Genomic DNA, 12,885 nt, shown 5'->3' on the forward strand with positions numbered 1-12,885 from the left:
TTCTTTTGTATAACTTAAAGTTAAATAAAAAAAGCTTTGTCAAAATCCTAAACTTTGACAAAGCTGCTAAAATATTTATCCGGTATTAAGTTTAAATGAACTTAGTTATAATTTGAAATTCTTCTCTATCGCTTTAATCATTTCTCCGGCCACATCTTTGTTTGTTGCCCCTTCAATTCCCTCAAGACCTGGAGAAGAATTAACTTCCAGCAATAATGGCCCTTTAGAAGAACGTATAATGTCGACACCTGCCACTTTTAGATCCATTGCCTTTGCGGCTTTAATGGCAATCTTTTTTTCTTCGGGAGTTACTTTGATTACAGAAGCAGTGCCCCCCAAATGAATATTGGCTCTAAATTCGCCCGGCATCGCTTCACGCTGTATTGCTGCAACTACTTTTCCATCAATTACAAAACAACGAATATCCTTTCCATTTGCTTCTTTTATGAATTCCTGAACTAAGATGTTAGCATTTAAACTTTTGAAAGCATTGATAACACTTTCTGCTGCTTTTTTGGTTTCGGCCAAAACAACCCCTTTTCCTTGTGTTCCTTCCAATAATTTTACAATTAAGGGTGAGCCGCCAACCATTTTGATTAAGTTGTCTGTGTCAAGAGGAGAATTGGCAAAACCAGTTGTTGGAATATCAATTCCGCTGTTTAGAAGTAACTGTAAAGAATATAATTTATCTCTTGATTGTGTTATCGCTGTAGCAGAGTTTAAACAAAATACCTTTAAAGCTTCAAACTGACGTGTGAGCGCACAACCATAAAAAGTAATACTCGGACGAATTCTCGGAATGATAGCATCAAACTGATTTAAGATTTTTCCGCCTCGATAATGAATTTCTGGTGTCTTGGCATCAAGTTTCATATAGCATTCCTTAATGTTTAAAAAATGCATTTCATGACCGCGCATTTCGCCGGCTTCCATGATGCGTTTGTTGCTGTACAATTCAGGATTACTCGCCAAAAGCCCGATTCGTAAACCAGTTGTTGCTTTTTCTGAATTTTTATACAATTCCTTAAGCGATTCTGGTGTAGGCTGTCCCAGAAGATATTTCTGTTCAGGATCGACCAAAACCCTTCCGCTCATAGCTTCGCGCCCCAAAAGCATTCGAAATCCCATAGAATCGCGGTTGGTCAGAGTCATTTCGATTGGCCATTTGGCATCGCCTATTTTTAAACTAGTTTGTATAACGTAACGATGTTCTCTAAAACCGCTCGAACTTTTAACGATTCGTTTGTCAACCAAAGGTGCTTCGCAATGAATAATCGTTTTGATATTATTCTGAATCGGATTAATGTCGAATTTAACCCAATTGGCATCATTTTTTATGAAAGGAGCTATGTTTAAAGCGTGCATTGCCGAAGTTTTGGCACCAGAATCAACACGAGCTTTGATTGTCGGAATTCCAAGTTCTGGAAATGAGCACCATTCTTCGCTGCCTAAAATGACTTTGTTTTGAAGCATATATATTTATTTAGTTTTATGATTTGTTGGTTGTAATTATTTTAAACAAGAAACATAATGTTGAAACTGCATAAAAGGCGTTTCGCTTGCATAAATTCATCCCGACTGCTATCGGAACCATGTGTTACAAACTAGTTTCTTTCTTTAGTAAAATAAAAATCTATGTTTTTATGTGTTTAATTGTTTTTTTAATTTCACTACCCAACAGGTTTTGTTATAGAATTTAAATTCAAAAATAGCTATTTGCTTTTACTAAAGATAGTGATTTTTAATAAAAAAAATACCCGTTATGTTATGAAAACGTAACGGGCATGTTATATGTGTTATAATTTTTGACTAATTTATTGATTAGTCGGTTCTTCTGCTTTATGTATCTCAACTGATAATTCTTGTGAATCATCTTTTAAATCCATCCAGATTTCATCGCCAGAATGTATTTTCGAGGTAATGATTTCTTCAGCTAGCAAATCTTCAACATATTTTTGGATTGCTCTTTTTAAAGGACGTGCTCCAAACTGTTTGTCAAAACCTTTTTCAGCGATAAATGCTTTAGCTTTGTCAGTTAAGCTCAACTTGTATCCTAAGTCAGCAATACGAGAATACAATTTTTTCAATTCGATTTCGATAATCAAATCGATGTCAGCTTTTTCTAATGCGTTGAACACAATTACATCATCAATTCTGTTTAAGAATTCAGGAGCAAAAGTTTTCTTTAAAGCATTCTCGATAATGCTTTTAGAGTTTTCATCGGCTTGAGCTGTTCTGGCTGCAGTTCCGAATCCAACACCTTGCCCAAAATCTTTCAACTGACGAGCGCCAACATTAGATGTCATGATAATAATAGTGTTTTTAAAGTCGATTTTACGACCTAAACTATCCGTCAAATAACCGTCATCTAGAACCTGAAGCATCATATTGAATACGTCTGGATGCGCTTTTTCTATCTCGTCTAAAAGAACAACACAATATGGTTTTCTGCGAACTTTCTCTGTTAATTGTCCGCCTTCTTCGTACCCGACGTACCCCGGAGGCGCTCCAACTAAACGAGAAATCGCAAATTTCTCCATGTATTCGCTCATATCGATACGAACCAAAGCATCTTCAGAATCAAATAATTCTTTTGCTAATACTTTAGCCAATTGCGTTTTACCAACACCAGTCTGACCTAAGAAGATAAACGAACCGATAGGTTTGTTAGGGTCTTTTAGTCCTGCTCTGTTACGCTGGATAGAACGAGCAATTTTAAGAACGGCCTCGTTTTGTCCAATCACTTTATTCTGAATCAACTCAGGCAACTTAGCCAATTTGTTGCTTTCTGTTTGTGCAATTCGGTTAACAGGAATTCCGGTCATCATCGATACAACATCGGCAACATTGTCTTCTGTAACTTCGATTCTGTTGTTTTTAGAATCTTCTTCCCATTGTTCCTGAGCCAAAGCAAGATCTTTTTCGATGCGTTTTTCGTCATCACGAAGTTTTGCGGCTTCCTCATATTTTTGTTTTTTAACAACCATATTTTTAAGCTCACGAACTTCCTCCAACTGACGCTCTAAATCCAAAATTTGTTTCGGAACATCAATGTTGGTAATGTGTACACGAGATCCGGCTTCGTCAAGGGCATCAATAGCTTTGTCTGGTAAGAAACGCTCAGACATATAACGATCGGTAAGCTTTACGCAGGCTTCAATTGCTTCTGGTGTATACGTTACGTTATGGTGATCTTCGTATTTATCTTTTACATTGTTCAAAATTGCAATTGTTTCTTCAACAGAAGTTGGTTCTACAATTACTTTTTGAAAACGTCTCTCTAAGGCGCCGTCTTTTTCAATATATTGTCTGTACTCATCAAGAGTAGTGGCGCCAATACATTGAATTTCGCCTCTAGCAAGAGCTGGTTTGAACATGTTTGAAGCATCAAGCGAACCTGTTGCTCCTCCAGCACCTACAATGGTGTGGATTTCATCAATAAAAAGAATGATGTCATCATTTTTCTCAAGCTCGTTCATAACAGCTTTCATTCTTTCCTCAAATTGTCCTCTGTACTTTGTTCCGGCAACTAAGCTGGCAAGGTCAAGAGTTACGACACGTTTATGGAAAAGAATACGAGAAACTTTCTTTTGGATGATTCGTAATGCAAGTCCTTCTGCAATAGCAGATTTACCGACACCAGGCTCTCCAATAAGAAGCGGGTTGTTCTTTTTTCTTCGGCTTAAAATCTGAGAGACACGTTCAATTTCTTTTTCGCGTCCAACAACAGGATCCAGTTTTCCCTCTTCAGCCATTTCTGTTAAATCTCTCCCAAAATTATCCAAAACCGGAGTCTTAGATTTTTTGTTTGACTTATTGGCTGGATTATTAAAACTGCTTTCTTTTAGACTGTCATCTTGTCCTGGATCGTCATTATACGATTCATTACGAGGCAGGTTTTCTAAGAATTCTTCTTCGTTTGGCGTCATATTTAAATATTGTTCTTTAGCTATGTCATAATCTATTTTAAGTTTATTCAACAGCTTGGTTGTGGGATCGTTTTCGTTGCGCAAGATGCATAAAAGCAGGTGTGCCGTGCTTATTGATGAACTTTGAAATACTTTTGCTTCAAGAAAAGTGGTCTTCAGGGCTCTTTCGGCCTGTCGGGTTAAGTGAAGGTTCTTCTTTTCTGTATTTACTTCAACGCTCAAGTTGGCAGGGCTTAGTATTTCTACCTTTCTGCGTAAATGATCTAAATCGACAGCTAGGTTATTAAGTATATGAATAGCTTTTCCGTTACCATCTCTTAAAATGCCCAGCATTAGATGTTCAGTACCAATAAAGTCGTGGCCAAGACGAAGGGCCTCTTCTTTACTGTATGTAATAACATCTTTTACTCTTGGTGAAAAATTATCATCCATAATATATAATTGGTATTGTAAATTTAGTGAATTACTGTTTTAAAAACAAAAACCGTACCCTTTGAATGTCCTGTCAGCTAATAGACGAAAAAAAAGAGAATAAAAGCGTTAAAAAACGCTTAATTTATTAACTAAAAGGCAAAATAAAGTTGTTAATAAATCATTTAAATAAGTGTAAGGAAATAGCTGAAAAAATTTTAAAAAAACGTATCTTGGCACGCTTTGAAACTAATATAATTATTTAATATAACAACTTATGTCTGAAGGAGAAAAGTTAATTCCTATTAACATAGAGGATGAAATGAAATCAGCTTACATCGATTATTCGATGTCTGTAATTGTATCGAGAGCACTTCCTGATGTTAGAGATGGCTTGAAACCAGTACATCGAAGAGTTCTTTATGGAATGTATGATTTAGGAGTAACCTCAAGATCTGCCCACAAAAAATCTGCGAGAATCGTGGGGGAGGTTCTGGGTAAGTACCACCCGCACGGAGATACATCTGTATATGACGCTATGGTTCGTATGGCTCAGGAATGGAGTATGCGTTATTTATTAGTTGACGGTCAAGGTAACTTTGGTTCTGTAGACGGTGATAGTCCAGCGGCAATGCGTTATACTGAGGCCAGAATGCGTAAGATTTCTGAAGAAATTATGGCAGACATCGAAAAAGAAACAGTTGATTTTCAGCTCAACTTTGACGATACTATATATGAACCAAAGGTAATGCCGACAAGGGTTCCTACTTTATTGGTAAACGGAGCAACTGGTATTGCGGTTGGTATGGCAACTAATATGCCTCCTCACAACTTAACCGAGGTTATCAATGGTACTTTAGCATATCTTGATAATAATGATATCGAAGTAGACGAATTAATGACTCATATCAAAGCTCCAGATTTTCCGACGGGAGGTATAATATATGGTTATGAAGGTGTTCGTGAAGCTTTTAAAACCGGCCGCGGACGTATCGTGATGCGTGCAAAAGTTGGATTTGAAGAAGTAGACGGAAGAGAATGCATCGTGGTTACCGAGATTCCGTACCAAGTAAACAAAGCCGAAATGATCAAACGTACGGCTGATTTGGTTAACGAGAAAAAAATTGATGGTATTGCCAATATTCGAGACGAATCGGATAGAAGCGGTATGCGTATCGTTTATATCTTAAAGCGCGATGCTACGCCAAACGTTGTTTTAAATACCTTATATAAATATACTCAGTTACAATCTTCTTTCAGTGTAAACAATATTGCATTAGTAAAAGGACGTCCTCAACTGCTGAATCTAAAGGATATGATTCACTATTTTATTGAGCACCGTCACGATGTTGTAGTAAGAAGAACACAATTTGAATTACGAAAAGCAGAAGAAAGAGCCCATATTTTAGAAGGATTAATCATTGCTTCTGATAATATTGATGAAGTAATTGCGTTAATTAGAGGGTCTAAAAATACTGACGAGGCAAGAGAAAAATTAATCGAAAGATTTAAATTGTCTGACATTCAGGCTCGCGCAATTGTAGAAATGCGTCTTCGCCAGTTAACAGGACTGGAGCAGGATAAATTGAGAGCGGAATATGACGAATTGATGAAGTTGATTGAGCATTTAAAAGCTTTATTAGCAGACGTTAATCTTAGAATCAACCTTATTAAGGAAGAGTTAGTAGAAATTCGCGATAAATACGGAGATGACAGACGTTCTCAAATTGAGTATTCTGGAGGTGATGTAAGTATAGAAGATTTGATTGCCGACGAAAATGTGGTAATTACCATTTCTCATGCAGGTTATATCAAACGTACGAATCTTACTGAATATAAAACGCAGAATAGAGGAGGAGTTGGACAAAAAAGTGCCGGAACAAGAGATCAGGACTTCTTAGAGCATATGTTTGTGGCAACAAACCACCAGTACATGATGTTCTTTACACAAAAAGGAAAATGTTTCTGGATGCGTGTTTACGAAATTCCAGAAGGAAGCAAAACCGCAAAAGGTCGTGCGATTCAGAATCTTGTAAATATCGAAAGCGATGATAAAGTAAAAGCTTTCATTTGCACGCAAGATTTAAAAGATAAAGATTATATCAATACCCATAACCTCGTAATGGTTACAAAACAAGGGCAGGTGAAGAAAACTTCGTTAGAGAAATATTCTAAGCCAAGAGCAAATGGTGTCGCAGCGATTACAATTAAGGAAGGTGACGAATTGATCGGAGCGCAATTGACAGATGGAGAAAGCCAGATTATATTGGCTGTTAAGTCTGGTAAGCTAGTTCGTTTTGAGGAAACCAAAACACGTCCGATGGGAAGAACAGCTTCTGGAGTTCGCGGAATTACCTTAAAAGATGATACCGATGAAGTAATTGGTATGGTTACTGTTGCTAAAAATGACGTCAATGATTCGCAGATTTTGGTTGTAACAGAAAATGGATACGGTAAACGTACGAAACTGGTTGACGATGATGGCGAAGATGTTTACAGAATTACAAACCGTGGTGGAAAAGGGGTTAAAACTCTTAACATTACCGATAAGACAGGAAAATTAATTTCAATCAATGCTGTTACAGATTCTGATGATTTAATGATCATCAACAAATCAGGATTGACCATCAGAATGGCTATTGAAGATCTTCGTGTGATGGGACGTGCTACTCAAGGTGTGCGACTTATCAATCTAAAAGGTAAAGACTCTATTGCTGCCGTTACAACGGTAATGAAAGACGAAGCTGAGGAAGTTGTAGTCGATGAGGACGGAAATGTTATCGAATCTGCAATTGAAAGGGTTAAGCCTGATATGGAAGTTCTCGAAGACGAAGGTTCAGTAGAAGAGGAGGAAGAGGACGAAACAGAAGAGGATTTAGATGAAGAAGAATCTGATGAAGAGGAATCTGAAGAATAAACAATAAATAGAAAACAAATACAAATTAGATTATTATGAAAAGTAGATATGTAATATTCGCATCAGCTTTACTGATTTCTGCAGCAGCTTTTGCTCAAAAAGACCAAATAAAGAATGCTGAAAAGGCATTAAAAGGTGGTGATGCTCAGGGAGCGATTTCAATTTTGAATGATGCCGAGAATATGGTGGCAAATGCTAAAGATACTGAACAAGCTCAGTTTTATTTTGTAAAAGGAAATGCTTACCTTGATTTGGCTAACAAAAAAGTTGATGAAAGCAAGAATTTAAGCCTTTCTGCAGAAAGTTATAAAAAACTGATTGATATCGAAAAAGCTTCTGGAAAACAGAAATATTCTACTCAAGCAGCAACATCGATTACTGATATCAAAGGAAAATTGATCAACTCTGCGATTGCAGATACTCAGTCTAACAAAAATGCTGAAGGATCAAAAAAATTATATGATGCTTATTTATTGGATAAAAAAGATACCATCAATTTGTACTATGCGGCTTCAACTGCAGTTAATGGACAGGACTTTGACGGGGCATTGAAAATGTACGAAGAATTGAAGAATTTAAATTATTCAGGGAAAGGAACTTCTTATACTGCGGTTGACAAAGCTTCTGGAACTGAAGTAGGTTTCAGTAGTGCAAAAGAAAGAGATTTAGCTTTAAAATTAGGAACTCACGAAAAACCTAAAACAGAAGTGATTCCTTCTAAAAGAGGTGAAATCTACAAAAATCTTGCTTTGATTTTAGTTCAAAAAGGACGTACAGAAGATGCTAAAAAAGCAATTGCTGATGCTAGAAAAGCAAACCCAGAGGATTCTTCATTAATTCTAACTGAAGCTAACTTGTATCTTGAAACTAAAGATTACGAAAAATACAAAGTATTAGTAAATGAAGCATTGCAAAAAGAACCAAATAACGCCGATTTAGTTTTCAATTTAGGAGTTATCAGTGCAGGAGCAAAAAACAATGCAGACGCTGAGAAATACTATCTTAAAGCAATCGAGATTAATCCTGCTTACGCAAATGCTTACATCAATTTATCTGTATTGAAATTGGAGGCTGAAAAACCAATCATTGACGAGATGAATAAATTGGGTACTTCTGCTAAAGACATGAAACGTTATGATGAATTAAAAGTTAAGAGAGAAAACGTATTCAAAAGCGTAATTCCTTACCTTAAAAAAGCAAACGATTTAGATCCTAAAAACGAAGATATTGCTAAAACCCTTATCGGTGTTTACAATGCTCTTGAAATGACAGCTGAAGCTAAAGCTGTAAAAGCAAAAATGTAATAGCACATTATAAATAATAAAAAAAACCAAGGTTGTCGACCTTGGTTTTTTTATGCTTATTTTTAAATCAGCTTATTAATGATGCAGATAGTGTGATTGTGGTATTCAGCAGTTTGGAAATAGGGCAGATTTCCTTTGCTTTGGCAGCAGTGGCTTCAAATTCTTCTGCTGAAATAGAAGGCACTTTTCCTTTTAAGTCTAGATGAATAAGTGTTATTGTTCCGTCTTCAAAAGTTACAGTTGCTTCTGTAGTGAGATCGTCAGCTGTAAAGCCTGCTTCGTTGAGTAAAAAGCTTAATTGCATCGTAAAACAGCCTGAATGGGCCGCTGCAACCAACTCTTCTGGATTTGTTCCAACTCCGTCTGCAAATCTGGTTTTAAATGATAATTGAGCATTATCTAGGGTTGTACTCTGCGTACTAATGGTTCCTTTTCCTTCCATACCGGTTCCTTGCCAGTTGGCATGAGCTTTTCTAGTAAATTTCATTTTCTTAGTGATTAAAATTAATACTTGTATTTTATTGAATATCAATAACTAGTGGTAACTCAAATATAACGAATATTTTTTAGTATTAATTTATCAATTTGTTATTTGAAAGTAAATTCATAAAAAAAAAGACTTTCAGCATGTTTATCTTTTGGAACGATTAAAAAAAATAAAATTCCAAATTCCAATCGATTTGATCAATTGAAATTTGGAATTTAAAAATTTGAGATATGGATTGTTTTATTCCTGGTTTAAATTTCGAAGCTGTCTTAGCTTGTCTTTCCAAACCTCAAGACTTTCTTTGTGAATAGCAATGTTTTTTCTAACTTCTAATACTATTGAATTTTCTTTTTTCGAATTCTTGGTGTTGGCAAAGAACTGAATGTTGTTTTCTAGCTGGAAAATCTCATTCTGAACCTCTTCAATTTTGCGCATAATAAAGATCTTTTCATTGTCCAGTTTACGTGTATCATTGCTGTCAGACAAAGAGTCTATTCTATTAGAAAAACGCATCATTTCGCTTTCTTTCTTGCTCAGACTTAATTTTTCAAAAAGAGCATCTAAAATTTTGTTGAACTTTCCTTCAATATGACGTCTCGAGAAAGGCACTTTTCCATAACCCTTCCAGATTTCGATATGAGCTTTTATAGCATCAAGATCGGTCTTATGGTCTCCTGTAAGCTGGAACGCTCTCAAAGTGTCTAAATAAGCTTTTTTATTGTCAAAAGCGGCTACTTCTTCACTGTTTTCTTCAGATTTGTGTTCTTTTAATTTGTCAAAATAATAATTGCACGCATCCTTAAAATCTTTCCAGATTTTGTCGGAATATTTTTTAGGAACATGGCCGATCTGTTTCCACTCTTCCTGAATTTGCTTCATTATTGGCGTTGTAGAAGCAAAGTCGGTGCTTTCTTGCAATTCTTTTGCTTTGGCGACCAGTGCCAGCTTTTTATTCAAATTCTCATTTTGGTCTTTTTTGATGTCTTTGTAAAATGAATTTTTGAATGCATTAAAATTGCGTACGGCAGTTTTAAATGCGGCCCAAGTCTCTTCGTTTACTTCGGCAGGAACTTTTCCAGCTGCAAAGAATTCATTACGAAGCGCTTCTACTTTTTCGATCTGCACCAGCCATTGCGAATGCGAATTTACTTTTTCAGTCCCTAACGCTTCAATTTTGGCAATTATTTCCTTTTTAGTTTCAAGATTTTGCTGTTCGCCAGCTCTTTGGTTTTCAAATAAAATCTCTCTTTTATCATGGATTTTTTTAGTGAGTTCGCTAAACTTGTTCCAGATGCTATCGCGATGTTCTTTAGAAACAGGACCTATTTCTTCTTTCCAGATTCTGTGCAGATCCTGAAGTTCGCGGAAAGATTTGTTAATATCAGTTTCTTCAGCTAGTTGTTCTACTCGAGAAATTATTTTTAGCTTTTGCTCTAAATTGTGTTTAAAATCTAAATCTCTTGCTTCTCGATCCAAGTGCAGATAATCATAGAAATTTTCTACATGAAAGTGGTAATTGTTCCAGACATGGTTGTATTTATCTTTTGGAATCGGACCCGCATTTTTCCATCTTTCTCTTAAATCATTAAAATGTTTAAGAGTGTCTTTTATGTTTTCCTGAGGATTTATAAGTTCTTTTAGTTCCTCAACAATGGCAAGTCTGTTTTCTAGATTTGATTTTAGATTGGTTTGTAAATGTTTAAAGTGAACATTTCTTTTTTCTCTGAACACATTATAGTATTCGTCAAATTTATTTTTTAGAGGAGAATGATACTCAAATTCTTCGTTTGGATCTTCTTTTGAGGCGTTGAATTCTTCTCTTTTCTCATCTAAAAGATGATTGTATTTAGATAAAAATGATTTTTTAATTTCTTCAATATGATCTTTTACAGACATAATTTTGTCTGTATTTACCAGTTGTTTTAATTCATCCACAAGAGCGTCCAATGTAAAAGTGTCATAATCCTTCATCGGGATTTCATGTCTACCTTTTAGTGTTTCATCTTCGCCTTCTTCAGCGTTTGAATTTGTGATGGCGTCCAGCGCTTCTTGATGGTCTGTCTGCTCTGTTGGCTCTAGTTTTTCAGCCTCAGCGTTAGTACTTAAAACAGCATTTTCATGTGCTTTGTCAGTTTTATTACTTTCAGGAGCATCATGTTGTGCGGCATCGCTCATATCGATTCCTAATTTTCCGTCTGCTTCGTGCAGGTTATCATTCTTTTCTTCTAACATCTTTAAATGTATAAGGATTTTACTTTAAACATTGCGAAAGATAGTAAAGGTGTTTCTAAATACAAAATAAATCGCACGTTTATGATGTAATTTAGGATGAAATTCTTATTCATTATGCTGATTTTAAATAATGATTACTATTTTTTTACTGATTTGTTAAAAGAAAAGAAAATTCTTTTTTAGCATTTTTATGGCAATTATCTAAATAAAATCCAATTTAGTGTGTGTTGTAATTCATTACACTACCAAAAAAACAACGTCTACCAATGTGTAAGAAGTTTTACTGTAACTCTTAGTTAAAATATTGTGTAAAATAATTGGCAGAAATCCTTTATTCAAATTTGTTATGAACTGTAGTGAAATAAAAAATGCAGCAGTAATTCGAGAAAATTACTGCTGCATATTTTAGTTTAGTGATTTTTTTTATTTGTTCCAGATTTTCCATGCTTTTTCAGCCTGAAAAATAAGCATATCATAACCGTTTTTAATCACCGCTCCATGTTCTTTTGCCTTTTTCAAGAAGGTAGTTTCGGCAGGATTATAAATCAAATCGTATGCAATATGTTTTTCTGTAAAAAACTCATAAGGCAAATTTGGTGATGCCTCAATATTCGGACTTGTTCCGACTGGCGTACAGTTAATTATGATTTGAAAATTATCAAATGTCGTGGCATTGATTAAATCGTAATCGATAATGTTTTCTTTCGCTTCTCTTGACACAAAAGTGTAGGGAATATTGAGTTCCTCAAGCGCATAGGCAACACCTTTTGACGCGCCACCAGTTCCTAAAATAAGAGCTTTTTTATGATGTGGCTCCAATAAAGGCTCAAGCGATTTTTTAAAACCGTAATAGTCGGTGTTGTATCCTTTTAATTTGCCTTTTTTGGTAAATTTGATTGTATTAACCGCACCAATCTGAGATGCATTTTTGGATAATTTGTCTAAGAACGGAATTACTTGTTCTTTGTACGGAATAGTCACATTCAATCCTTTTAAATCTGGATTGTTTTTAACTAATTCTGTAAAATGATTAATTTCCGGTATGTCGAAGTTTTCATAAGTATTACCTTCAAAAACTTCATGGTTGAACTTTTCTGTGAAATACCCTTTCGAGAATGAATAACTAATATTGCGTCCTAGCAGACCAAATCTTTTCTTAATTACCTCCATTTGGACCGTATGACAATGTATGTGAAACCCTAACTTTTTTTCCATTCAGCTCTGCTGGATCCCATTTTGGCATTAATTTTAAAACTCTTACCATTTCTTCGCCAGTGTTCATCCCTAAATCTTTAACGATTTTTATATTTGATAATGAGCCGTCTGATTCCACAACAAAAGTACTTATAACTTGACCTGTTTGATTATTGGCTATCATTTCTTTAGGGACTGCATAGTTGGCTTTTAGGAATTCTCTCATTTTTGCAACGCCGTTTTTAAATTCAGCTCTTACTTCAACTTTTTCAGGAGCATAGATTCGGGTATCGCCTGATTTTTTTTCTGTAGTTCCAGAATCAGTAGTATTTTCTGCTGGTTGATTCTGACCGTATGAAAATGTAAAAAGTGTAATGGCGAGAATTGTAAAAATTTTTTTCATTAATTATT

At 35.3% G+C, this 12,885-nt stretch carries 8 protein-coding genes; 2 read left to right on the forward strand and 6 right to left on the reverse strand.

Features of this window, described 5'->3' with window-relative positions:
* Nucleotides 1-105: 105 nt before the first annotated feature.
* Both rimK and E0W73_RS01255 read right to left on the reverse strand, forming a co-directional pair.
* Nucleotides 106-1,473, reverse strand: a complete 1,368-nt coding sequence (gene rimK / locus E0W73_RS01250) for a 30S ribosomal protein S6--L-glutamate ligase (protein WP_135220267.1) — start codon at nucleotides 1,471-1,473, stop codon at nucleotides 106-108.
* A 341-nt stretch (nucleotides 1,474-1,814) separates the two neighbouring features.
* Nucleotides 1,815-4,361: an ATP-dependent Clp protease ATP-binding subunit gene (locus E0W73_RS01255; protein WP_135220268.1), complete on the reverse strand. Its 2,547-nt coding sequence runs from the start codon at nucleotides 4,359-4,361 to the stop codon at nucleotides 1,815-1,817.
* 256 nt (nucleotides 4,362-4,617) lie between these two features.
* On the opposite strand from E0W73_RS01255, the gene gyrA reads away from it, so the two are divergent.
* Entirely contained in the window at nucleotides 4,618-7,257 is a 2,640-nt protein-coding gene (gene gyrA, locus E0W73_RS01260) for a DNA gyrase subunit A (RefSeq protein WP_135220269.1), read from the forward strand.
* 35 nt (nucleotides 7,258-7,292) lie between these two features.
* Nucleotides 7,293-8,561 carry a tetratricopeptide repeat protein gene (locus E0W73_RS01265; protein WP_135220270.1) on the forward strand — a complete coding sequence of 423 codons (1,269 nt, stop codon included), beginning with the start codon at nucleotides 7,293-7,295 and terminating at the stop codon, nucleotides 8,559-8,561.
* Nucleotides 8,562-8,628: 67 nt separating this feature from the next.
* On the opposite strand, the gene E0W73_RS01270 is transcribed toward E0W73_RS01265, so the two are convergent.
* The 4 genes from E0W73_RS01270 to E0W73_RS01285 all read right to left on the reverse strand — a co-directional run bounded on the left by E0W73_RS01270 (nucleotide 8,629) and on the right by E0W73_RS01285 (nucleotide 12,877).
* On the reverse strand, nucleotides 8,629-9,048 hold the full coding sequence (locus E0W73_RS01270) for an OsmC family protein (RefSeq protein ID WP_135220271.1): 420 nt from the start codon (nucleotides 9,046-9,048) through the stop codon (nucleotides 8,629-8,631).
* 240 nt (nucleotides 9,049-9,288) lie between these two features.
* Complete coding sequence (locus E0W73_RS01275; RefSeq protein WP_135220272.1) at nucleotides 9,289-11,280, reverse strand: DUF349 domain-containing protein; 1,992 nt, start codon at nucleotides 11,278-11,280, stop codon at nucleotides 9,289-9,291.
* Between the two features lie 423 nt (nucleotides 11,281-11,703).
* Nucleotides 11,704-12,450, reverse strand: coding sequence for a shikimate dehydrogenase family protein (locus E0W73_RS01280; protein ID WP_135220273.1), 747 nt, complete (start codon nucleotides 12,448-12,450; stop codon nucleotides 11,704-11,706).
* Nucleotides 12,437-12,877, reverse strand: a complete 441-nt coding sequence (locus E0W73_RS01285) for an energy transducer TonB (RefSeq protein ID WP_135220274.1) — start codon at nucleotides 12,875-12,877, stop codon at nucleotides 12,437-12,439. Before E0W73_RS01285 ends, E0W73_RS01280 begins: the two co-directional genes overlap by 14 nt.
* Between the last annotated feature and the right edge of the window lie 8 nt (nucleotides 12,878-12,885).

Source organism: Flavobacterium foetidum (assembly GCF_004634245.1).
Taxonomy (GTDB): Bacteria; Bacteroidota; Bacteroidia; order Flavobacteriales; family Flavobacteriaceae; genus Flavobacterium; species Flavobacterium foetidum.

Excerpts from the sequence above, each read along its gene's own strand:
- E0W73_RS01265 (WP_135220270.1), top strand. The coding sequence starts at position 7,293 with ATGAAAAGTAGATATGTAATATTCGCATCAGCTTTACTGATTTCTGCA.
- E0W73_RS01270 (WP_135220271.1), bottom strand. The coding sequence starts at position 9,048 with ATGAAATTTACTAGAAAAGCTCATGCCAACTGGCAAGGAACCGGTATG.
- E0W73_RS01255 (WP_135220268.1), bottom strand. The coding sequence starts at position 4,361 with ATGGATGATAATTTTTCACCAAGAGTAAAAGATGTTATTACATACAGT.
- gyrA (WP_135220269.1), top strand. The coding sequence starts at position 4,618 with ATGTCTGAAGGAGAAAAGTTAATTCCTATTAACATAGAGGATGAAATG.
- rimK (WP_135220267.1), bottom strand. The coding sequence starts at position 1,473 with ATGCTTCAAAACAAAGTCATTTTAGGCAGCGAAGAATGGTGCTCATTT.
- E0W73_RS01280 (WP_135220273.1), bottom strand. The coding sequence starts at position 12,450 with ATGGAGGTAATTAAGAAAAGATTTGGTCTGCTAGGACGCAATATTAGT.
- E0W73_RS01275 (WP_135220272.1), bottom strand. The coding sequence starts at position 11,280 with ATGTTAGAAGAAAAGAATGATAACCTGCACGAAGCAGACGGAAAATTA.
- E0W73_RS01285 (WP_135220274.1), bottom strand. The coding sequence starts at position 12,877 with ATGAAAAAAATTTTTACAATTCTCGCCATTACACTTTTTACATTTTCA.